Annotated in this window: 21 protein-coding genes and 1 riboswitch; of the genes, 14 read left to right on the forward strand and 7 right to left on the reverse strand. The window is 29.8% G+C overall.

The annotated features are described in order from the left end of the window. Positions 1-142: 142 nt before the first annotated feature. Both MY490_RS09630 and MY490_RS09635 read left to right on the forward strand, forming a co-directional pair. Complete coding sequence (locus MY490_RS09630) at positions 143-328, forward strand: twin-arginine translocase TatA/TatE family subunit (protein ID WP_025672166.1); 186 nt, start codon at positions 143-145, stop codon at positions 326-328. A 245-nt stretch (positions 329-573) separates the two neighbouring features. Beyond that, positions 574-1,416, forward strand: coding sequence for a DegV family protein (locus MY490_RS09635; protein ID WP_248268984.1), 843 nt, complete (start codon positions 574-576; stop codon positions 1,414-1,416). 45 nt (positions 1,417-1,461) lie between these two features. Here MY490_RS09635 and MY490_RS09640 read toward each other — a convergent pair whose 3' ends face one another. Then, positions 1,462-2,415 (reverse strand): MBL fold metallo-hydrolase, encoded by a 954-nt coding sequence (locus tag MY490_RS09640; protein WP_248268985.1) that lies wholly within the window; start codon positions 2,413-2,415, stop codon positions 1,462-1,464. Between the two features lie 170 nt (positions 2,416-2,585). Here MY490_RS09640 and MY490_RS09645 point away from each other — a divergent pair, with 170 nt between their 5' ends. Continuing rightward, positions 2,586-3,170 carry an SCO family protein gene (locus MY490_RS09645; RefSeq protein WP_282439853.1) on the forward strand — a complete coding sequence of 195 codons (585 nt, stop codon included), beginning with the start codon at positions 2,586-2,588 and terminating at the stop codon, positions 3,168-3,170. Positions 3,171-3,879: 709 nt separating this feature from the next. On the opposite strand, the gene MY490_RS09650 is transcribed toward MY490_RS09645, so the two are convergent. Then, on the reverse strand, positions 3,880-4,365 hold the full coding sequence (locus MY490_RS09650) for an Hsp20/alpha crystallin family protein (protein WP_248268986.1): 486 nt from the start codon (positions 4,363-4,365) through the stop codon (positions 3,880-3,882). 155 nt (positions 4,366-4,520) lie between these two features. Between MY490_RS09650 and MY490_RS09655 the strand changes: the two genes are divergently transcribed. From MY490_RS09655 to MY490_RS09670, 4 genes are all read left to right on the forward strand, one after another. After that, positions 4,521-5,006 (forward strand): GNAT family N-acetyltransferase, encoded by a 486-nt coding sequence (locus tag MY490_RS09655; RefSeq protein WP_248268987.1) that lies wholly within the window; start codon positions 4,521-4,523, stop codon positions 5,004-5,006. Between the two features lie 330 nt (positions 5,007-5,336). Beyond that, the gene (locus MY490_RS09660) at positions 5,337-7,250 is read left to right on the forward strand and encodes a hypothetical protein (protein ID WP_248268988.1); all 1,914 of its coding nucleotides are present in this window, start codon (positions 5,337-5,339) and stop codon (positions 7,248-7,250) included. Further along, entirely contained in the window at positions 7,240-9,111 is a 1,872-nt protein-coding gene (locus tag MY490_RS09665) for a hypothetical protein (protein WP_248268989.1), read from the forward strand. The genes MY490_RS09660 and MY490_RS09665 overlap by 11 nt, the downstream gene beginning before the upstream one ends. A 374-nt stretch (positions 9,112-9,485) precedes the next feature. Further along, positions 9,486-10,043 carry a hypothetical protein gene (locus MY490_RS09670; protein ID WP_248268990.1) on the forward strand — a complete coding sequence of 186 codons (558 nt, stop codon included), beginning with the start codon at positions 9,486-9,488 and terminating at the stop codon, positions 10,041-10,043. A gap of 45 nt (positions 10,044-10,088) precedes the next feature. Here the strand turns inward: MY490_RS09670 and MY490_RS09675 are convergent, their stop codons facing one another. Both MY490_RS09675 and MY490_RS09680 read right to left on the reverse strand, forming a co-directional pair. Next, positions 10,089-10,280: a hypothetical protein gene (locus tag MY490_RS09675; RefSeq protein WP_248268991.1), complete on the reverse strand. Its 192-nt coding sequence runs from the start codon at positions 10,278-10,280 to the stop codon at positions 10,089-10,091. Positions 10,281-10,417: 137 nt separating this feature from the next. After that, positions 10,418-10,879, reverse strand: coding sequence for a MerR family transcriptional regulator (locus MY490_RS09680; RefSeq protein ID WP_248268992.1), 462 nt, complete (start codon positions 10,877-10,879; stop codon positions 10,418-10,420). Positions 10,880-11,382: 503 nt separating this feature from the next. Between MY490_RS09680 and MY490_RS09685 the strand changes: the two genes are divergently transcribed. Further along, positions 11,383-12,723, forward strand: coding sequence for a hemolysin family protein (locus tag MY490_RS09685; RefSeq protein WP_248268993.1), 1,341 nt, complete (start codon positions 11,383-11,385; stop codon positions 12,721-12,723). 63 nt (positions 12,724-12,786) lie between these two features. Here the strand turns inward: MY490_RS09685 and MY490_RS09690 are convergent, their stop codons facing one another. Beyond that, positions 12,787-13,176, reverse strand: a complete 390-nt coding sequence (locus MY490_RS09690; RefSeq protein WP_248268994.1) for a YueI family protein — start codon at positions 13,174-13,176, stop codon at positions 12,787-12,789. A gap of 310 nt (positions 13,177-13,486) precedes the next feature. Here MY490_RS09690 and MY490_RS09695 point away from each other — a divergent pair, with 310 nt between their 5' ends. From MY490_RS09695 to MY490_RS09710, 4 genes are all read left to right on the forward strand, one after another. After that, the gene (locus MY490_RS09695) at positions 13,487-14,608 is read left to right on the forward strand and encodes a histidine kinase N-terminal domain-containing protein (RefSeq protein WP_432707052.1); all 1,122 of its coding nucleotides are present in this window, start codon (positions 13,487-13,489) and stop codon (positions 14,606-14,608) included. A gap of 429 nt (positions 14,609-15,037) precedes the next feature. Then, positions 15,038-15,493 (forward strand): helix-turn-helix domain-containing protein, encoded by a 456-nt coding sequence (locus tag MY490_RS09700; RefSeq protein ID WP_248268996.1) that lies wholly within the window; start codon positions 15,038-15,040, stop codon positions 15,491-15,493. Positions 15,494-15,691: 198 nt separating this feature from the next. Then, the gene (locus MY490_RS09705) at positions 15,692-18,238 is read left to right on the forward strand and encodes a DUF2339 domain-containing protein (protein ID WP_248268997.1); all 2,547 of its coding nucleotides are present in this window, start codon (positions 15,692-15,694) and stop codon (positions 18,236-18,238) included. Beyond that, entirely contained in the window at positions 18,213-19,478 is a 1,266-nt protein-coding gene (locus MY490_RS09710) for a DUF3999 domain-containing protein (RefSeq protein WP_248268998.1), read from the forward strand. The genes MY490_RS09705 and MY490_RS09710 overlap by 26 nt, the downstream gene beginning before the upstream one ends. Before the next feature lie 386 nt (positions 19,479-19,864). Here the strand turns inward: MY490_RS09710 and MY490_RS09715 are convergent, their stop codons facing one another. Beyond that, entirely contained in the window at positions 19,865-20,620 is a 756-nt protein-coding gene (locus MY490_RS09715) for a DUF4397 domain-containing protein (RefSeq protein WP_248268999.1), read from the reverse strand. A gap of 238 nt (positions 20,621-20,858) precedes the next feature. Then, positions 20,859-20,961, forward strand: a riboswitch (purine riboswitch). A 32-nt stretch (positions 20,962-20,993) separates the two neighbouring features. Between MY490_RS09715 and ade the strand changes: the two genes are divergently transcribed. After that, positions 20,994-22,715 (forward strand): adenine deaminase, encoded by a 1,722-nt coding sequence (gene ade / locus MY490_RS09720; protein ID WP_248269000.1) that lies wholly within the window; start codon positions 20,994-20,996, stop codon positions 22,713-22,715. A gap of 512 nt (positions 22,716-23,227) precedes the next feature. Then, positions 23,228-23,455 carry a hypothetical protein gene (locus MY490_RS09725; RefSeq protein ID WP_248269001.1) on the forward strand — a complete coding sequence of 76 codons (228 nt, stop codon included), beginning with the start codon at positions 23,228-23,230 and terminating at the stop codon, positions 23,453-23,455. Positions 23,456-23,691: 236 nt separating this feature from the next. On the opposite strand, the gene MY490_RS09730 is transcribed toward MY490_RS09725, so the two are convergent. Further along, positions 23,692-23,916: a hypothetical protein gene (locus MY490_RS09730; protein ID WP_248269002.1), complete on the reverse strand. Its 225-nt coding sequence runs from the start codon at positions 23,914-23,916 to the stop codon at positions 23,692-23,694. Positions 23,917-23,988 lie beyond the last annotated feature (72 nt).

Below are 23,988 nucleotides of genomic sequence, written 5' to 3' on the forward strand. Positions count from 1 at the left end.
ATGTAAACTAAAACTAAATAAGTTATTAAAATTTATTAAAATTCCTTGAAATTATTTGACGAATGAACAAATTTTTGACAATATTACTATATAAGGAAAGTTTGGTACTTACTTATTAATAGTGGATGGAAGTTGGGGGAAAATAATGGCTAACATAGGCTTTCCAGGTTTAATTTTAATTTTAATTTTAGCATTAATTATATTTGGACCAAAAAAATTACCTGAAATCGGAAGAGCATTTGGTGATACACTTAGAGAATTTAAGCGTTCTACACAAGGATTAACAAATGATCTTTTAGAAGACAAAGACGAAAAGAACGGCAAATAAATCAGTAAAAGACTCGGTATAAGTACCGAGTTTTTTTTTGAACATTCTCCATCTATCTATTTTATTCAAAAGCCTCATCTTATTCATCATTAACTTTAAACTCTCTCTTATGTCAATAGGATTTTCAAACAATTATTGAAATTTTAATGGAACTTTAATATTTACTGTTAACTTAGAGTAAAAATGATATAATGAATTTGCTTTGCAAATTTTGTAGAATTTTAGAGAAGAAAGATGTGAATAGATTGGCAAACATTAAGATTGTAACCGACTCAACGGCCGACTTATTAAAAGAAGAAATTGAAAATTTAAATATAACAGTCATTCCTTTAACAATTCAAATAAATGGTGGAACATATTTAGATGGGGTTAATCTATCTCCAAAGCAATTTATTGATGAAATGCAACATTCAGTTGAATTGCCAAAGACATCTCAACCTGCTGTAGGAACATTTATGGAAACATTTGAAAAATTGACAGCCGATGGAAGTAAAGTCATTTCAATTCATTTATCTAGCGGTTTAAGTGGTACTTATTCAACCGCATGTGCAGCTGCAGGGATGGTTGAAGGTGATGTAACAGTAATCGATTCAGCTTTTATTACAAGAGCAATGGCTTTTCAAGTCATTGAGGCAGCACAAATGGCTGAAGAGGGATCCACAGTTGAAGAAATAGTTAACCGACTTACGGAAATTAAAAATAGTACGTATTTATATATCATGGTAGATACGCTTGAAAACTTAGTTAAAGGCGGAAGAATTGGAAAGGGTAAAGCCTTCATTGGGTCATTACTAAATATTAAACCGATTGCATCACTTGAAGGTGGAGTTTATTCTCCAGTTGGTAAAGTTCGAAGCCATCAGCAAGTAGTAAAAACATTAACTAAATATTTTGAACAAGACACACTTGGAAAAACGATAAAAGGTGTAGGAATTGCACACGCAGATGCTACTGAACTTGCAGAGAATCTTAGAAAATCAATACAACAGCTAACAAACCTTGAATTAGATGAAACTGATTATACAACTCCAGTAATTAGTACACATACAGGAAAAGGTGCTATAGGGTTTGTTTTTTATGCTGAATAGATTTTATATTCAACATTTTATTTTTTAACATAACAAAGAAGAAGCTTAATAAATAGTGGCTTCTTCTTTTTTATTTCCAACGATTGAGGGGTGAATTGTTTCACCAAGTAATGAAATTTTAAGCTTTTCAGGTTTAATTTTTTTCCTTTTCCATTCTGAACATAATCGCTCTAGAGCCTCAAAAGGAGTATCATCTGCAAGTTTAAATGTTCCATAATGCATTGGGATAAATAACTTTGCCTTTAAATCTAAAAACGCTTGAACAGCTTCTTCAGGCGACATATGGTTGTGTTTCATAAACCATTCAGGTTCATATGCTCCGATTGGAATAATTGCTGTATCAATTTTAAACCTTTTACCGATTTCTTTGAAACCTGAAAAATAAGCACTATCACCTACGTGATATATACAGTCATTGGACGTTTTGAATACAAATCCACCCCAATGTGACTTATTCCTGTCAAATAAAGTTCTCTTCGTCCAGTGCTGAGAAGGTACAAATGAAATATTGATCCCTAAAAAGTCTTTTGACTCCCACCATTTCATTTCATGAACGTTGTTATAGCCTTTACTAATAAATTTTTGTTTCAAGCCGATCGGTAAAATAAATCGTGTTTTTTTAGGGAAATGTCGCAATGTATTAAAATCTAGATGATCATAGTGACCATGAGAAATACAAATTATGTCAATGGGAGGTAATTCTGATATAAGTATTCCTGGTTTCGTCAATCGTTTTTTTAAAGCCATTTGATTAGCATAAACAGGGTCAGTTAATATATTGACTCCTTTTATTTGTATTAAAAAAGTCGAGTGTCCAATCCATGTAATTGTTGTTTTATTACGATTTTCCTTTAAATAGGAGATTTTTTTATGACTACATTGTTGAATTACACTACTATAATCCTTTTTTGTCTTACTTCTTTCGATTCCGCATTTGATAAAATCTTTAAAAGTTTTACGATAACTCGTGTCTAAATTTTCATATTTTTTATTTGGCATTATCAGTCATCCTTTCAAGATTCTTTATCAATATGTTTAGTTTAACTTTATTTTGTAAAAGTATCATTTGAAAAATTTTAAATATATATGTCAATTAGTTTAAATTATTAGAAAGAAACGATCTGTTTTTGATACAATGGACAAGTACAATGCAACATAGGGGGAAAAGTATGAAGAGAAATACGGTATTTGTGACATTTATAATGATTTTTTGTCTTGCATTATTAAGTGGCTGTGGAAATAAAATTGATAATCCTTTAAATTGGGATTTAGAAAAATTTACATACACTAACCAGGACGGTAAAACTTTTGGGACAAAAAATTTAAAAGGAAAAGTCTGGGTAACAGATTTTATATTTACAAGTTGTGAAACAGTTTGTCCGCCAATGACAGCAAATATGGCAAAACTACAACAAAAGGCTGCAGAGAAGAAGTTAAATGTAGACTTCATCTCATTTAGTATTGATCCTGAAGTTGATACGCCACAATTATTAACTACATTCGCAAATAAATTTAATGTTGATTTTAGTAATTGGAATTTCTTAACGGGATATTCTCAAAAACACATTGAAAAATTTGCATCTGAAAATTTTAAAACGATTGTTAAAAAACCTGAAAACAATTCACAAGTAATCCATGGTACTAAATTTTATTTAATTGATCAAAATGGAAAAATCGTTAAAGATTATAGTGGTGTAAGTAATGTGCCATTTGATGAGATTTTATCTGATATTGAAACGTTGACAGGGAAATAAAGCTTGCGTTTAAGTAAAAGATTTTCAATTTATTTAATAAAAAACTGAGTTTCTAAAAGATACTCAGTTTTTTCATGCTGTTGAAAAACTACCTTGTCAATAAATTATCAAATTTTCGTAAAAGGAGGAGAGTGATGTTGACTTCCACTACATGGTGCTCGCTTTCCATGGGGCGAAACCTGAGCCTCCTCGGCAAGCCTGCGGGGTCTCAGCCTTCCCGCTAATCCCATAGGAGTCGATCACCCCTCCGTTCCAATCAACTTATTCAATCAAAAAAAGTCTGTAACAAATACTAGTCAAATAGCCTTTACTTAGAGTAATCTAACTGTTGTATATTAATCAGCTTGTAGATCAATTAATATCGAACAATTATTAAATCAAACTATAAAATTTGTTTCCTAAAAATAGCCCATAATATTTTTAACTTCTAAAAAAAATCATTACTAGTGTTATTGGAATAATGAAATTGCTCAAACACTTTTACATTTAAAACCATTAAAGATCATTCAAAAAATGCTAATTTATCATGATTGTCATTTAAAGTCCGTTTTCCCTATTGACGACTTTATATTTCAACATTCTCAAAAAACTGAGTTTCTAAAAGATACTCAGTTTTTTTATTTGAATTTAGTTAAATATGTTGCCTGTTAAAACACCGACATTCATCGGATTTATTTTTTTAGTTGTCGGTAATATGCAGTGTTACTTTTTAGTCTAAAAAGATTTGCTTTTGGTATTCAGGTAATTTTGTACCTTTTATGACAAGCATACCGTTTTCGTATGTTGCAGTTGCTGTTGTTGCGTTAATTGGGTAAGGTAATTTTACAATTCTTTGGGATTGGCTATAAGAATATTTTTTATAGGAGTAATTTGATTGATCGTTTTGTACTTCTGTAGTCGTGTCAGTTTTTAAGCCAATTGTTAGGATAGTTCCTTCAAGGTCCATATAAATTTGTTCTTTACTTACACCTGGCATACTTGCCTGAATGATTAATTCCTCACCGTTTTCAATAATCTCTACACCGATTGAGGAAAATACTCCATGTTTATGAAAGAATTTATCAATCTCATCAAAAAGACCTCTAATAGGTGACTGATCTATTAGATCATCCACCTTTTTTAAATAATGTTGAAGATCAATAGATGAATGACTTTGTTTTTCATCTTGAGCGTTGTTTTTTTCTTTTTCACTCATATTCATACCTCCTATCATTCCGACTAACGCAGTATATGTAAGGAGCCTAAACACTGTGCATGTTTAGATGGAAGGATTTTTTTATACGTATGTTGAAAATCAATTATTGTCATGTACAATGGATGGAAAGATAAAACGTGAGAAGAGGATTAAGAATGGAAATACTGCTTGCAACAAAAGAAGATGTACTCGAAATTGTAACAATATATAATGATGCAATTCTAAACACGACAGCAACATTTGATATGAAAATAAAAACAGAAGAAGAAATGCAAAGATGGTTTGCCAACCATAATGAGCTTTACCCAGTAATTGTTTCTAAAGAAAATGGTCAAGTAACTGGATATTGTTCACTCACACAGTTTAAGGAAAAAGATGCATATAAACATACGGTTGAACTTTCTGTGTATATTCATCCTGATTATCGACGAAAAGGACTAGCGAAGGCATTAATGACTGAGATGATTGAAACTGCCAAAAAATTAGGCCACTTTACAATTATTTCTTGTATTACTAGCGGAAATGAAGTGAGCGAAAGATTACATGAAAAATTAGGATATAAAAAGGTAGGTCATTTTTATAAAGTAGGCCAGAAATTTAATCAATGGCTAGATATTGTATATTATCAATTAATGCTATAACCCAAATACAAAACTTTAAAAGAATGGAGGCATTAGAAACACTCAATTTTATCTGGGAGATAGCTTGTAGATAAAGTACTAAATACTTGAATTTCAAACTAATTGCAAGCGCTTGTTTGTCACAGCGCGAAGCCTGGAGAGGAGCGGAGTTACCTTAGATGGTAAGGGCACTCAGATAGGCGAAGTAACAAAGAAAACAAGCGTTTGGCGGGTAGTATAACACTCAGGTTTACCTGGGTGTTTTTATTTGTAAAAAGGCCGTATTATTCATAATTTCTATACTATGAACGTAAAATGTAGGAGAAATGTCGGAAAGTGGGGGAAATGACTTTGAAATTGAAACGCGCATTGACCCAGAAATTAGCAAAAAAAATTCACAACTTTTTATTCCTTGGAAAAATTGTTACAGAAAGAGTAGTGGACCAAGAGAAGCAGAGCTTACTTTTCTATGAAGATGAAGAGCATATTCGTTTTTATGTAGAGTGCTTATCTCCAATTCCATCAAAGTTAAAAGCTAGTTTTTCAACTCAAGATGTTTTGTTTGTAGGGACAACTGCAAATAAAAATAATGAAAGTAAAATAAAACCACTAATTAAAAATAAGAAAAAAGATGACATAATTGAAGGATTAAAAAAGATTTTTGATTCTAAATTAGTCATGTTTCGGCTTGAATACGCAAATGAAGTAGTTACAGCAGATTTAGTTGAGTTTTTTGATGGGAAAAGGGACACTTCGTATCATCTCCTGCCTGTCATCGAACTTAGGGGAGAGGGAAAGCGTGAAGAGGTTGAAAACCGACTTATAAAAGGTTCTTTGCCAATTCATCTGCCAAAATATTTTAATGACTTTGATCAACCCGAATTTGTCTTTTATGAAAATAGACTATATGGCAATTTGTTTTTAAAATCGATGATGAATGATATTAGTTATCTAGAAAAACAAAATGAAGTTACATTTCAAGATTATGATGAAGATGAACTTAAAAAGTCCTTTATTCATTTGAATCATTTAATTTATTTTATTCCCGAAAAACAGTGGGAAGAGTTGTGTAAAAACTTTAAAAAAGAATGCAAAGAACTTATTTATACGCAAGATTTTACTGAGAAACAAGCTTTTCCAATTGAATGGAGTAATGATACTGAAAATGCTTTTATAGAACGATTTTACCAAAATTGTTTGCAGCAAGGTTTGTTATACGAAAAAAAAGATATTATTAATTTTCATATATGTTGTAAATTTCAGGCTCTAACAATTTTAGGTGGTGTAAGTGGTACTGGTAAATCTCAATTAGCACGTATTTATGGCGAAACATTAGGGCTTGAATTTGGCAAGGAGTTATTATTTGTTCCAATATCTCCATCTTATCGTGAACATTATGATTTATTGGGTTATTTAAATCCGACTACTGGGATTTATATAGACTCTGAGACGGGATTAACCAAATTACTGATTGAGGCTGAACAATTTCCACACAGGATGTATATGGTGATCTTTGATGAAATGAATCTTTCTCAAATTGAACATTGGTTTAGTAAATTTTTATCAATTTTAGAAATGCCTCAGGATAAGAGAGTGATTACTTTATTTCATGATCATAACGTGGTTATTAACCAATATTATAAGCCCAAAGTAAGAATAGGTAATAATATTATTTTTGTTGGAACAGTTAACTTTGATGAAACTTCAAGTGAGTTTTCTTTAAGACTGTTAGATCGTGTAAATATAATTTCACTAAGATCAACTTCATTCGTAAATTATGCAGAAAAGATGAATAATGAAAATATTTATGATACGGTACCACAAATCTATATTAATGCAGAAAACTATAGTAATTGGACAAAGAAAACTTTAAGTGCATCTGAGCTTACAAGTGATGAATTAAAGTTTTTTGATGAGTTTAATAAAATAGTGGAACAGTCACTAAGTGAGCGAATCATCTCTCCACGTATGATGAAAGATTTATCAAATTATTTGGCTAACATACCTACTCTTCCTTCCCATATTCAATTCGAACGAAAAGAAGCGATCGATCTCTTTGTTAAGCAACGCGTATTAACGAAAGTAAGGGGATTATTTGCTAATTTAGAAGAATTAATTGGTACAGGTGAAGGGAATGAGCAGGAAGGGCTATTAAATATGGTCATGAAATCAAATTTAGGTAGATCTATTTCTGACTTTGAGTATTCTATTAAAGAATTGAAAAAGAAAAGAAAGCAGCTGGAGATTGATGGATATGTCAACTAATAATAGTCCAGAAATTTTTGAACCACTTTATCTCCCATTTACGATTGCAATTCTTGTCGGAACTAGGGGGAAAGAGGAAAAAATATCTCTTGATGCACTTACAATGAACCCAAAAGAGGCTTACTTATTTACCTATGAAATACAGGAATTAAAAAGATTTTTATTTCAAGTCGATGGTGAGTTTGACGGTAATATTACGTTCGTTTGGAATAATCTTTATCATTTTCAACAAGAAAACCTGGATGATCAGCAGTTTATTTTTACAGCTGAAAAAAGAAAAATATTAATATATGAACATGGTAAAACCGAGAATGCTTATCCTTGGAGATGCGGTTATTATGAATTTTGTATTATTTATCAAGAACAACAATTTTATGGAATGATAAAAATAGTACCAAAAAATTTAGATTATGATCAATTAGAGTGGATGCATTCAACATTAAATCAACAAATAAATGGAATAATGAATGACTCGCAATACTTTAAAAAATCTTCTGCTTCATTTACTCAAAATGGAACAATGTATTTTTGGCCGATTATTCGATTTATCGAGTCAAATGAAGAAAGACTACTAGTTGCAATTCAGCAGTTTATTAGTAAATTGAAGCGGAAACAAAAAAAGGAATATGAATTAAAAAGGCAGGTCAAAAAATTAGATTTTAATACAATTAGATGGACCTTATTGCATCCAGCCATTTCAAATGCAACTAATTTAACAATGCAACCAGTTGTTCAAGAAGAAAATTATATCGATGAGATAAAATATGCTAAACATAAAGTTCGTAAATTTCTACTTACAATTGAAACATTATTAACCTTTGTAAAATATGAATTAGTAAAAGACAAAAATAAAATGGACCAAATCGATTTTCAAGTGAAGGATATAGAAAAAATGATGCAAAATGTAGTTGGGAACGGCTCAATTACTGATCGAGAAAAAGCTAAATATAGACAGTCAAAAATGTTAAAAGAGCTAGAATTAGAAAAATTAACTAAAAGTGTTTCAGAAAAAGAACGCATTACGAATTCTTTGGAAAAACTTTATGAAGTCTATTTTAGAGAATATACAATTGGAATTTTTCGTATAGCGACGGATACTGATGCTTCAAAATATCCAACTAGTCCATCGAAAGTATTTTTAAATTTTATTCATTCCTTAAGCTTGTTTGATAAAAAAGTAAAGGAATACGGAAAAAAACAAATGCTTTTACCCGTATATAAGCCAACTTTTTTACTGTATGAATATTTTGTCTTTTTCTCATTATGCGATATTTTCTTAAAGTTAAATTTTAAAAATGATTCTGAACCATTAGCTGAACAGATTTTAATGCATATTAAAGACGATGAGTTAATGGATGGAGCATTTGTGTCACTTGAAAATAAAAGTTGGATCATTAATTTAGTTTATAACGAAATTATCGAAGGAAGTCCGCAAGTATCACTGTTAAAAGGAACAAACTTTTTTAGTGGTGAAGAGTCGAAAAAACCGGATATAAGATTAGATTTTTATCGAAAAAAAAATAAAGAATATGTTGCTTCGATCATTTTTGAAATTAAATATAGTCCAATGTTTAATATTTATCAACCAGTAGGGAATACAAAGGCAATGGAACAAATGTATAAATACTGGGGACTTAAATATGTTGAACGTGTTAATGGAAAAATGACATATGTGCGAAAACCGATCAACGAAGTGATTTGTTTATATCCGGGTAGTAATGTTCATCGTAAAGTACTAGAAGCGGGGTGTGGCACTTACATTCAGTTTTATCCTAAGAAAAAGGGCGAGGATTTTTATGAACTAGTAGGTGAAAGAGAGTTAGTAGAAATAATAAACAGAACACTTGAAGAACTTAAATAGTTCGATTGTAATAGAAACTTTAATGTATAAAGCCGACCAAACAAAATTCATGTGCCCTTTACCAAACGATGGCATAGGGCAAATTTTTTTTTCGAGGATGTTTTTTTAAAACTTTCAATATCGTATGAATCTATACTAGAAAACTAATTATGAGATAATTTTGATTTCACAAAATATACATATTTAGTTATGTAAGCGTTGCCAAAAGCTAAATTTTACCATACAATAGAGCCATATATAAACAGGCCAATAAAATATTTTTTTAACAAAATAACTAAATAGAATTAAATAGACAATATTAAAATTTGGTATAAACGTTGTTTTTTAGACGTAAGATAAGAATATTTATATAGGAATTTTAGGGGTGAGTGAGAGTGTTTCGTGTTATTCATACAAAAGAAGAGAATAATTTATTTAACGAGCTTTGGGGAGATTTTTGTGAAGAAAACGAAATACCTTTCTTAGTAAGAAGTAATGAAGTTACTCGTTATGGAATTTGTAATTCGGATAAAAAGTTAATTGGTACCCTCGAGTTTAGTAAATATAATATTGAAAATGAGGCCAAAAATAAATATTATTATAATTTTTCCGAAAACAAATATATTAAATATATTCAAAATGAAGAAATCTATGAAATTGGTAAATTATTAATTACAAGGGAAAATAGAGGTAAAGGATTTTTTAAACAAATTTTACTTGCGTGTTATGATCATGCCAATCATTCTAACGCTGATTGGTATATTGGTACAATAAATAAAAGACTATATATGTTTGCTAGAAGTGCAGGATTTAAAATTTTACCGATTGATGAATATTTCGAAATAAGTGATGATATTATTGCTGTACCATTTTTGTTGGATATTAAGCATGCTATTAAGTTATTAAAATATTCAAATGAATTTAAAGAAATATTAATGTATTATGATAAGTAATCACGAAAAAACTCAGGGATAAACCTGAGTTTTTCAATTTCCATACTATTCTTGTCCAAGAGTACCTGCTGCCTGAGTCGTTTGATTATAAGCTGTTTGACAAGCTTGAAGCGCTTGTTCGATTTGTTCATGGTTATGGGGTTTTTCAACTGTTTCTAATGCAGATTGAAGACATTCAATTGCATGTTTAAGTTCAGTAGATGCATCCTGAGTATATTGTCGCGCATTTTTTTGCATGGATATTCCTCCTTTCATACAAATTTATTTTGACCAACTTTCATTTTAGTATGTAAAAAAACGTAGAAGAAAATTCTTCTACGTTTTTAAATGAACGCCAAACAATTGTATCCTTCATTACCACGTTTGACTTTGAACTATCCGAATATCGATAAAATTGCAAATCGTTTTTTCGGTTTAAATGTAATAATCTTTTTTTGATCCTCTAAATCCGCTTTTAATAAGGTCAATTGTTCATTTAATTGTTCTACCTGATTTTCAAGTTTAGCAACTACTTTCTTTAAATCTTCAATTTCACATCGATGTTCCAAAATCTGTACTGAAACGACTTCATTTGCTTTTGTTTCAACTTTTTCTTCAAGTTGAATTAATTTTTGAGTTAATTCTTTTATTATGTCAATATGATCAATGTCATTTTGTTTTGGTTCAATCGTATGCATCGAAGCTTCATAAATTTCTTTAATTTGTTCGATTTGTTCCTCTGTAAATAAATATCCATTATGTGTTTTCTCTACTTTTAAATTTCCTTTTTTTAAAAAAAATAATACTTTTTTATTTGTTAATTGCAATTGTTCTGCCACTTGAGAAGTTGTATACATACGCTATTCCTCCTCTAAATAATTTATATATTAAAAATTCTTTATTAAACTGTACATTCCTTTGAGGTTGACAAAACTAGTGTTGACTCGGCAAAAGTTCTTAAAATATTTTGAATAAATAGGTTCTAAACAGTCAAAATAGCTGAAAATGTAAACTTAATTACTTTTGTATTGTTTTTTATCGAAACTCGGTTTTTTACAGTATCTTTAGGGAAAATATTCTACTAATTTTAGAATATAAAGTAGAGAAATAGCATATAATGCAAGACACTGATTTGAGAAGGAAAATAGAAATAAGGTAAAGAATGGTAATAAGAGGGAAGGCATATTGAATGTTAAAACAAGAAATGTAAAACTCTTCTAAAATCATTTCAATCCTGATTTAAGAATGCCAAAATAAAAAAATTGATAACAAATTATTTAACTGAATATACTAAGATAAGCCTAATTTAAAAATATTATTATGAAGATAGCCTTCACTTCCAATTGGAGGGATGACTCAATTGTTTGGAATTGGTACTAAGTTATTATTAGTTGTTGTATTAATTGCATTTACTGCCTTTTTTGTTGCATCAGAATTTGCAATTGTAAAAATTAGAAGTTCTAGAATTGATCAGTTAATTGGCGAGGGAAATAAAAAAGCAAGATCTGTAAAACGAGTAATAACACATCTCGATGAATATCTTTCAGCTTGTCAACTTGGTATAACTGTTACAAGTTTAGGACTAGGTTGGTTAGGTGAACCAGCTGTCGATGAGTTATTGCATCCATTACTTGACGATTTGCATTTACCTACTGCAGTAAGCGGCACGATCTCTTTTTTACTAGCCTTTGGAATAATTACATTTATTCATGTTGTAGTTGGTGAATTAGCTCCTAAAACAATCGCAATTCAAAAGGCTGAACAGATTACATTAACGTTTTCTCCAGCTTTGATACTTTTTTACAAAATTACTTATCCGTTTATTTGGTTGTTTAATAATTCAGCAAGGATGGTATTAAAAATATTTGGACTTCCTCCTGCTTCAGAACATGAAGTTGCTCATTCAGAGGAGGAATTAAGAATTCTACTTTCTGAAAGCTATAAAAGTGGCGAAATAAATCAATCTGAATTTAAGTATGTGAACAATATATTTGATTTCAATATGCGAGTAGCAAAAGAAATAATGGTTCCTCGAACGGAAATGGTTGCAATTGACTTACGAGAAGCTTTTCATGAGAATATTCATTTTATGAGTACAGAAAAATATACGCGTTTTCCTGTTGTAGATGGAGATAAGGACCATGTCGTTGGTTTAATAAATTTTAAAGATGTTTTTACTGATTTTGTTCTTCATAAAGGGGAAGCAGAGGTAAAAACACTTGAACAATATATTAGACCAATCATTCAAGTTATTGAATCAATATCAGTTCATGATTTACTTGTTAAAATGCAAAGAGAACATATACATATGTCGATATTAGTTGATGAGTACGGAGGTACATCTGGCTTAGTAACAGTTGAAGATATTTTAGAAGAAATTGTTGGAGAAATTCGAGATGAGTTTGATGTTGATGAGAAAGAAGATATAAGTAAAGTAAGCGAAAATAAATTCATCATTGCAGGTAAAGTTTTAATTGGTGAAATAAATGATGTTTTTAGCTTAGACATTGATGATACAGATGTTGATACAATTGGTGGATGGATTTTAACTGAAAATTTTGATGTGCAAGAAGGAGATTCGATTAACTATCTTAACTGTACATTTAAAGTCCTTAAGTTAGACGGACATTATATAAAATCAATTGAATTAACACGGGAACCGATTAAAAAACCTGAACTTGAAGAAGAAAGCGCAACTTAAATTGAAAAAACAATTGAGCTGCGCTTTTATCCATATTATAAGAAATTTCACATACCGAACTTTTTAAAAATTAGTTGACTTATAAAGCTCATCTTTAATAAATATTTCATTTTTATCAATTGCGTCATTATGCGTAACAACAAGCCCAATCGGAGTAGGGATGGGTAAATTATTGACTAGTGAAAAGGGAATATTTTTTTTCTTTGCCATTAAAAGATATTTTGAAATTGTATTATAAGGCAGTGTACCATTTAATAATAAAGTAACATTTTTCTTATTGATTGATTTTTCAACGATTGGATAAATTGAATTTGCCATCACTTGACTTGTTGTTAACGCAATTTCAATTCTTTCGCGAATTGTTCCTAAAAAAATATTTCGTTCTTCAATTTTTATTTGCTTTTCGCCATAGATACCTTTAATTAAATAATCTTCAACTTTATTTCCAGCCATTGAAATACCTACCTTCAGTTTATTAATTTAATTGTATCTAACATTATTCTATTCTACATACCATATTATTGACATTTTTGTATACTTTTAGTTTTATTATTACTTAAACTAGTGACAGTCGTAAAAGTTCAGGTGCAAAATAAAATGAAAGAAATATTCATAAATTAAATTACAATTTTGCAGAATATTGTAAAAAATATAACTTTGTCGTAATAAATTCGACAAATTTTTATTTTTTTACTTAACGAATATTTAAAAATTTGTTACTATTTAATTAATAGATATTTATTTGGAGGTGTTCCTTATTGATATGTCAATAGAGAGTAGGTATAGCACTTTCATAAAGGAAAGTATGCCTACATTAACAAAGAATTGGGTCGCTCAAGCGGTAATAAGCGATAATGATCCATTTAAATCCGAGATTATCATTAATGGAACTAAATTGATTGACTTTACATTATTATTTATTGAGGGCAAGATAAATGAGGATCAAGTAAAAGATTTGGCACATAAAATTGCACTTGAACGAGCTAAAGCAAGTGCTAACATCGGAGATTTTGTGTATAACTCGAATATAGGTAGAAGTGAACTATTTAAACATTTGTCAGAATTTGAAGAAAGTATTAGTCTACTTCAGCCACTCATTAATAAAATTAATTACGTTTTTGACCAGTTTATTTATTTTACTGTAAAGCAATATTCATATCTCATTACACAAGATATAGAAGAGAAAAAACAATTTATTGATGAGACTCACAAAGAGCGACTTACAATTTTAGGACAAATGTCTGCTAGTTTCGTTCATGAATTCAGAAATCCACTTACTTCAATTATTGGATTTGTAAAATTACTTAAAGGAGATCATCCACAATTAAAATATTTAGACATCATAGATCATGAATTGCATCAATTAAATTTTAGAATTGATCAATTTCTTCATGTCTCGAAAAAGGAACATGATCAAATAGTGGAATCCTTTTTAATTAATGATTTATTTAAAGAAATAACAGAATTCTTATATCCGAGTATTGTCAATTCGAATGTCGTTTTACAAGAAGGAATATCTCAAAAAATATACATACCAGGTTTCAGGAATGAACTACGTCAAGTTTTACTTAATATATTAATGAATTCAATCGATGCCTTGGCTGAGAACGATGGTCAAAAAACGATTCATTATCAAGTTTCAGATTTAGAGGATATGATTGAAATTCAAATAAGAAATAATGGGCCTAAAATTAGTGAAGAAAGTATACGGACAATTTTTGAACCATTCGTTACGACAAAAAATCATGGTACTGGAATTGGCTTATTTGTATGTAAGCAAATTATTGAAAAACATGATGGCAATATTAAATGTTTTTCTGATGATGAATGGACAGCATTTTACATAACGTTGCCAAAAGAGGCATTAAAAAACTCGGATGATTAGTCCGAGTTTTTTTATTTTTATAATGTATTTGTATATTGTTAGCTTGTTTAACGAGGATAATTTGAAATTCTATGGAAAAAGTTAAAATTCCCCCAAATTACAGAAGTCGGTATGACCTGTATAATTAACTTAACCTATTGCTGAATCTGATAATGGTTAAGGTGAATAAGGAAAGCATAATTCGAACATAAAATAGTAAAGAAACGTTAGGTAATTATCTTTAAAGGATCTTCGAAAAAGAAGATCCTTTTCTTCAACCACTACTCATGATGTTTAAGACTGTATTCTGAAAAATTTTAAAATAATAAATAAACGCATTTATTTACAAGAATGTTCATATAGTGTAATATTACACTAAAAGTTTTTAAGGGTAACTTTTTGAACTAAAACACATCATCGCCTTGAATCTTTAATTAGGAAGTGATTAATATGGATAAAGATAAACTAATCGAACTCATCTCAAAAAATGTAAGATTGATTCGCCTAGAAAAAGGGTATTCGCAAGAAAAAATGGCAACTGTTCTTGGAATTTCAAAAAAAACGCTCGTTCAAATTGAAAAAGAACGAACATCATTAGGATGGACAAATACAGTTGCTGTCTGTGCTTTGTTCAAGGATAGTATGATTTTAAAGAATTTTTTTGGTGATGAACCGTTTGAGGTAATTGAAACACTAGCACACGATGAAATGTATACTCCAAAATTTAAAACACTTGGAGGGAAACTGTTTTGGCATGAAGTTGAGAAAAAAGGCATCTATCGTGTTCAACAAAATGTAATTAGTCAACATTATCGTATTTTAGATGATTCAGACTACCGATGGTATAGTTCGTTTGATCAGGAAGATGTAATGAATCGCCTTTCTGAATTAGCAAACAGTCAATAGAGACCTTAGGAAGATGTTAATTGAACAAAGAAACAATTATCCACAGTTGTTATCTCAATTATTTTAGTTTTAATAGTATTTAAGTGTTATCACACTACTAAAAGTGAAATAGTATATACCGGTAGTGTTATATAAAAAGTAATATTTTGTTTTCTTTTTATAATTTATATCATCTTCGAAAACAAGGAGGAGGAAATGATGGATGAGTTTAAAGACAGGTTAATACTCTTGAAAGATAGTCAGAATGAGTTGATGAAGGAGTATCTGACCTTAATTGAGCAGTATGAGTCAAATGATTTGATTCATGAAAATCAAACTTTACGAAAGTATTACGAAGAGTATAAGCTTCAATTGTCTCAATTACAGGAAAAGTATGATCAAAAATCAGAAGAGAATGTTAAATTACGAAATTCATTGATGGAGCAAATTCTTGATGAGAAGCTCAATATTATTAAAGTATCTCGGAAGAAATTAGAAACTTATTTTGAAGGAAGAACAAAAGAATATAATAACCGCTTAGATGCGTTTGAATTTGATGCAAAACAAAAAATCAGGCGTCTATTTGAAAGGGCTTCCATTGAGTTAGAAGTAGAAAAAGATGAGTTTAGAGCGAAGCTAAGGCAAATTTCCTCAGAATTAGATCAAAAAATTATTTTGCATCGTGAGCAAATAGCAGAAGAAGAGAAAACGCTAATCGGTAATGTCAAAAATGGTTTAGACCAATTTTCTTCAGAAAAAGTAAATGAAGAAATAATTCAAAAACGAATAAAACAAAATCAAATCGAAATGAAAATCGGTTTGAATTGGATCAATAAACTTGGAATTCTCCTAATTATATTAGGGGTTGGGGCTGCATTTAAATATTCATATTCCACTTGGTTTAACGGCTATATGAAAGGGAGTATATTTTTCCTGCTTGGGGCAGTAATGCTGGCAGGTGGTGAAGTGTTTTTCCGAAAGCAAAAACAGACGTTTGCCTTAGGACTTTTAGGAGGCGGAATTTCGGTCTTATATGGATCGATTTTTTATAGTTATTTTTTATTACATATAATAGACATTTATGTAGGATTGTCTTTATCTATTTTAGTTTCTTTAACCGCAGTACTTTTATCATTAAGATATCATTCAAGGACTATTTGTTCACTTGGACTAGTAGGAGGTTATCTTCCATTATTTTCATATATGTGGACTTTTGGCCTCCACGGAAATGTTGTTTACACAGCGATGGGTTATCTTTTTCTATTAAATCTTTGCATATTGTTAGTTTCATTTAGAAAACGTTGGACGATTGTAAATTACATTAGTTTTTTATTTAATACACCTTCTTTAGCTGCATTAATATGGTTAGCTGATAATGAATCAATTAGCATATTGTACTCAATCATTACATTCTTAATGTACCATGGTATCACTTTATTGTATCCATTTAAATACAAATCAAAGCTTACTAGACTTGACGTTGTATTATTGTCTTTAAACACAGTGACTAGTTGCGGTTTATTATACTTCCTATTTGACGAAGCGGGATTAAAGGACTTAAGAGGCTTATTAGCACTTATTTTTAGTCTTGTGTATATAGGTTTGGGAAAATTCATCGAGAAAGTCATGAAGAAAGAAAAACAAACGATGTTCTTATTTTATGCGACATCACTTACATTTGCTATCTTAATGATTCCGTTCCAGTTTGGAATCCAGTGGTTATCTATAGGATGGCTTATTGAGGGGATTCTGTTAAGCCTTTATGGAAGTATTTATAAATTCAAGCAACTAACTAGAGCTGGTTGGGGCATATTCCTTCTATGTATTGGATCATTTTTTGTTATTGATATCGGAATGAATGTATTACTAGATATTAACAATGATTATTTTGATTTTAAATATAGTGCGATTATTATTGGTATGTCGATTCTTACTTTATTTTATGCGATACGACAAAATCGAAGTGATGTACCACTTTTCTCTCGACCGATCGAGTTAAATGTAATTACTTGGTTTAAATATTTTACTCTAGTTAATATATGGTTTTATTTAATGTATGAGATTGAAAATGTATATAGCAAAAATGTATCTGATCAATTTACACATTATTCTTTTTATCAAGGGTTACTAGTAGCATTTATTACGATTGTATTTGCATATATTCTTACTAAAATGAAAGTCCTTTATGACAGTATTGTGAAGTATTATTGTTTATTCCTATACATGATCGGGTATTTAATTTGTATTTATGTAACGATTCAATTCCCGGCATTGAAGGAAGATTTTTCAAAAAATACATTTGTCGAATATCTTGCCTTAGGTATATTGATTGGTGTTAATATTTTCGTGTTTTTCAGCAGTCGGGACTTCTTAATTGCATATATTCGAAGACAATTTAAAAGTAGTGAATTGTATCCTTTAATTTTAGGAATCTACTTAATAGGAATCCTTACAGTATTCATAAATATACAGCTTCAATTAAATAATGTAGGATTAGCAATTAGTTTATTATATTTATTGCTAGCAATTTCTTATATTTTGTATGGCTTCCGTAAGCGATATATGTATATTAGAAGATTAGGTCTTGGACTAACTCTTGTATCAACAGGAAAGTTAATCTTTTTTGATTTATCTTTTCTATCTTCGGGAAGTAAGATAATCGCATATTTCAGTTTCGGTTTTGTACTTATTGGCGTGTCATTTATTTATCAAAGAGTTTCATCAAGACTGGGGGAGCAGCATGGTCAAGTTGATTCGAAAAATTAGTTTAATTGCTAGTATTTCTTCTTTGGTTTATATGTTACCCGTCTTTACAGTTATCGAAGCAAAGGATAAAAGTAAGGATTGGCATTTTTCCAAGTCAATTGATATACCAGATAATAATAAATACCAATCATTTTTTTTGGATGAAGAAGTATATGCCGGAGCAGATGAGAATTTAAATGACCTTCGAATCGTAAACAGTAAGGGGCAGTTTGTTCCATTTTATATAGAAAATGGCTATAAAGAATCGCAGGAGCAAAACATAGTCTATTCTTCAACCTTAGTGAATACGGCAAAGAAAGATCAAAATACGATCTTGGATTTTCGTATCACCCCAATAAAAGAAAATGAGGATATTCAAGGAGATACACTACTGATCGATTTGCCGAATATAGATTTTTTAAAGCATGTAGAAGTCTATGGTAGTTATGATGGTAATCTGTGGGAGTATATAAAGAAAAATGACCTGTACCGGACTGATCGATTAGAAAATAAAATAATTAATCTTGGCACTGTCCATAAATATAGTTTTTATCGAGTAAAAGTGCTAGATAATGTTGAAAATCTGATTTTTAAACAGCTACATTTAGTTCATAAAACTTACGATTTTAAATGGAATGATTATAAGAAAACTAGTAATCCCACTTTTAAAATTAAAGAGGTTTCTAAGCTGACGGATATTGAAATCCAGAATAAAAATAGGCTTAAAATCAAGACAATAATGCTGGACGTTGATAATAATTTTACTAGAGCTTATTCTGTATTTGACCCGAAGGATAATGAAATTCAAGTTGATGGTAAAAATGAAATCTATCACATTAATTTTAAAAACGTTCAAATTAACGATACTACGATCACAGCAGTAACTCCAATTACGCAGCCATATTTTACAATAAAAATTAATAACGAGGACAATCCACCATTGGATATAAAGGGAATAAAGGTCGAATATTTTTTGGATAAGATTATATTTGAGGACCAAAGTACTGGGCCATACAAGTTGCTTTATGGGAACGATCATGTAGAAGCACCAAAGTATGATATTGAGAACTTCAAACAGTATATTCAAAAAGAAAATTTGGCGTTAGGGAAATTAAAAGAACAAATGATTGTCTCGCCTATCGTAGACTCTCAAAAACCTCGGTGGTTTCAAACGAAAATTTGGTTTAATGCAATTATAATTGCGGTGTCACTAGTGCTTATTGTTTTTCTTACAATAAAGATGAGCAGACCCAAAAAATAAAATGATATTAAAAGAAACAACTTTAGAACGACTACTATAGGTCGTTCTTTTTTATTAGCTACATATAACTGGAATAAATTTACACACCATACAATGTTAATTTCGCAATTACTTCTAATGAGTATGTTCATTATTAGTGGAATTGATAAATTGTTGGGTGAGGACAAAAAAATGAAATTAATGGGAGCAAAGTACTTTGTAGCTCCGATTTTTAATGCGTATATTGTCTATACAAAATATAACAAAAGGGACTATAACATATATGAACTGGAGCATGAATCGTTAAACAGGATTGTCTAATTTTGACAATCCTGTTTTTTATCAACAATTTAAAATAAAAGGGCTACCTATCTCCTGCCGTTAATTCCTTATCGGTAATAATAATTCTAAAATAATATAATAACTTCAAATTTGGGGTTCTCTTCAACACACCCTACTGAAATTAAATCATATACTATATTTTCTTCAAACTTTGATTTATAAAGAGGAAATATGATCGTTTTCGTACCTGTTAATCGTATTTCCAAATTAACCGTCATAGGGGATATAGGCAGATATTCGGAGGCTTTTGCGTATGGGACATTTGGGAAAACAACGTCGCCTTCACCAGCCTTTACTGCAAAATCTAGATTTGGAGAATTAGGAGATAGATTAATAAAACGAATTTTAGCTTCTTCTTTATGCAAGGAATGATTATCCATATATGAAAACAGGGAGATTTGGTCTAATTTATGTCCAATAGCCATCGTATAATTTTGTTCTGCGAGTAAAGATATTTGTTCTGAATGAATTGGTTTTTGATCATTCGTTTTAAAAATTTCAACTAAGTGTTCCCCTGATGGTAAAGTTAAATAGTGAGATGATTCTTTAAAAGTTAAATTCGAAATAAATTTAGTACGATTAATATAAATGTCTAAGCTTATTTTTTTAGGTAAAACATTAAGGAGTCTTATAAAAGCTAAATTTTTTTTTATTATTTTGTCCTGTTTATAACTTATGGGTGATTTATTATTTATTAGCCTTTGGAACGAATCAAATTGAATATAATTAACTTGGAACAAATTGTTTTCTTTTTTTGAATAGGATGAAAAATGATTAAAAATATTTGGGTTTATTCGATTTTTTTGTACGACTTTGTTCAAACTACATACCTCCTATGATTACCATCCTACAATCCCATTTAAAATAGTATTCATTAACAAGAATATTATGAATTATTTTATATTTAAAACCATTAAAATAGTTATTGCTTTTTAGAGTCAAAATTTAATAGAATACTATCAATATAGTTTTTTACAATTAAATAGTAGCTAATTAAGTTCATTCACTTTAAATTAAATGATTCAGTAAACTTGTTTTTCTAGTCTGAGTCAATAAAAATAAAGAGATTCTTAATACGCTCGTATAATTTTGGAAATAACCGGTCCAAAAGTATCTACCAAGCTGCCGATATAGTTTGACTACGAGAGATATGACATAGCATATTCTCTCCTAAATATTTAGGAGGAAACAAACATGAACTTACATGAAATGAAATCGTCAACAAAAGCTGAAAAGGCTGATTTTTTAATTATAAATGGGAAAATAATAAATGTTTTTTCGAAAGAAATAATAGAAGATTCAATTGCAATTACAAATGGAATAATAGTTGGAATAGGTGATTATGAAGCTAATGTAGTAATAGATGCTGAAGGAAAATATATATCACCTGGCTTTATTGATTCCCACGTTCATATTGAATCATCAATGGTTTTACCTAGTGAATATGCGAGAACTGTACTACCACATGGAGTAACAACTGTTATTTGCGATCCACATGAAATAGCAAATGTTTCTGGAGTGGATGGAATTAAAATGATGTTAGACGCTTCAGAAAATATTCCGTTAGACGTAAGAGTTATGTTACCGTCATGTGTACCTGCAACTTCTTTAGAGCGTGGGGGAGCCATACTTTATGCAGAACATCTAGAGCCTTTTATGACACATCCAAGAGTACTTGGATTAGCTGAAGTAATGGATTATCCTGCAGTTATGTCGATGGAAAAACAAATGATTGATAAATTAAAATTAGCTCACGCTTATCAAAAGCCGATCGATGGTCATTTAGCTGGATTAACCAAAAATGAAATAAACACATATTCGTATGCAGGTATTTCAACTGATCATGAATGTACAAATGTTCAGGAAGTAATGGAAAGACTGAGAGCAGGGTTATATGTTGCATTTAGAGAAGGGTCCGCTGCAAGAAATCTAAAGGATTTATTACCTGCAGTAAATGATCGAAATGCACAGCGAATTATGTATTGCACAGATGATAAACATTTAGACGATATCATGAAAGAAGGTTCGATTGATTTTTGTATTCGAACAGCAATCAAATATGGAATTGACCCAGTGACTGCCTATTCAATGGCAACATTAAACCCAGCAACATGCTATGGTTTAAAACAAAAAGGTGCAATTGCTCCAGGGTATGAAGCAAGCTTTGTTTTTTTAAACGATTTAGAATTAGTAGAAATTACGGACGTTTGGTGTAAAAATGAGTTTATCGTTAAAAACAAAGAAATTAGTAAACTTATTAAAAATGAAGAGTCAAATTTAATTGATTCAAAAGTAAGCTTAGGAGATCTAAAAATTGAAGATCTTGAATTAAAAACAGACTCTAAAACGCTAGCAAATATAATAGAAATTAATCCGAATAGTATAGTAACAAACCATTTAAAAGAAAAATTATCAAGTGAATACACTACTCATTTTATTCCAAGTGTCGCCGAAAACTTATGTAAAATAGCAGTAATAGATCGCTACCATTCTGAAAAAGAGATTGGTCTAGGAATTGTTAAAGGTTTAAATTTAATTGACGGAGCAATCGCTACAACCATTGCTCATGATTCACACCAATTAATCGTTGCTGGTATGAATGATCATGATATGTACCTTGCCATTAAAACAATTGAAGAAATGAACGGTGGAATAGTCGTCGTATCATCTGGAAAAGTAATTGCCAAATTATCCTTACCGATAGGCGGTTTAATGAGTAATAAATCTGCTGAAGAAGTAGAAGTAGGTTTACATCAAATTGAAAAATCATTACTTCAAATTAGACCAAACAATTCATTTAACGCTTTTTTAACATTAGCATTTCTAGCGCTGCCTGTTATTCCGAGTATAAAACTAACTACTAAAGGTTTATTTAATGTAAATGAATTTAAATTTATTCCAGTTTTTCCGAGTTGATCAATATAATGAAATGAAGACTCCTAATACAGGTGTCTTTTTTTGTTAAATAAATATAGGCGAAAGGTAAAAACTTGTATTTAACGAAGGAAAATGAATTTTTTATAGGGGAGTATATTGATTGTCAGATGTGACCTTTAAACAATCTCATTAATTTTAGAGAACTCATTAAATGGTTGATTCATTTTAATACCTCATAAAATTTTTGTTTTCTTTCTTAAAAAAGAATACCAATATAATAATTCATCAAACTTATGGTATAAATCACAAAGTAAAAACAAATAAAAAATAATACTATTAATAAATTATTTCAGTAAGTAAAGCAAACAATAAAATGACTCAAGAAAAATACTTGAGTCATTTAACTATATTGAATTCATTTTTCAAATTGAAGATTGTTCTCGTATTGATGGTTAATTTAAATTAAAATACACAAAATTTTAAGGATATACTTATATTAAGGCAGTAAAATATTTATGACGATCAATTCTAAAGGGTAGGGAGAGATTGAAATGGAAGATAAAATTGATTTTTCAGAAAAAATACATATAGGTGAATTAATTGCTGTTTCTAATGTTTACGGTTTAACTCCATATACGCTTCTTTTAGAGCTTGAAAAAGGTAATATTGAAGTTTTCCTTTCGATAGATGAATTTAACTCAAAATACAGTGACAATACAGATTTGGACTGGTGTCAATTGAATAACGGTAAAGTTTTTTCTAAAAAGATTGAGGAGTAAAACGTTAATTGTTTGGAATTTTGTAAATTAAATACAGAAATATGTACATTGAAATTATTTTCATTACTTTAAATGTTTTTATACCTATGGATTCAGGTTCATCCATCTAATAATTTATCTAAAGTGGTAAAAATTATAAGAGGTAAAAGAAAAGAAATGTACGAAACATAATTTGATTGCTTCAGAGCTTATCATTTTTTTATTTGATAGAATTTTATGTAATACTAAATAATTTTTTAACTTCTTTTATTTAATACGATTTCTCCGAACATAGCCAATTGATCGTTATTTAAATTATCCCTATCTATATTTGGTAGAACAACTGATATCAGAAAATTAACTTCGCTGTTTAACCGAGTGATCTCTTCTAATAAATGAATTTGTATTCCTTTCATTTCGTTGATTACCTCAAGATACAAATCTTCTTTATTACAATTCAATTCATTATTTTTACTGCTCATATCAAACACCTCCAAAGAAAATTATTCGTTGCAAAGGCTTCAATATCCTTTATACATACTGCTTTTTTAATT

The sequence above is a fragment of the Gottfriedia acidiceleris genome (genome assembly GCF_023115465.1).
Taxonomy (GTDB): domain Bacteria; phylum Bacillota; class Bacilli; order Bacillales; family Bacillaceae_G; genus Gottfriedia; species Gottfriedia acidiceleris_B.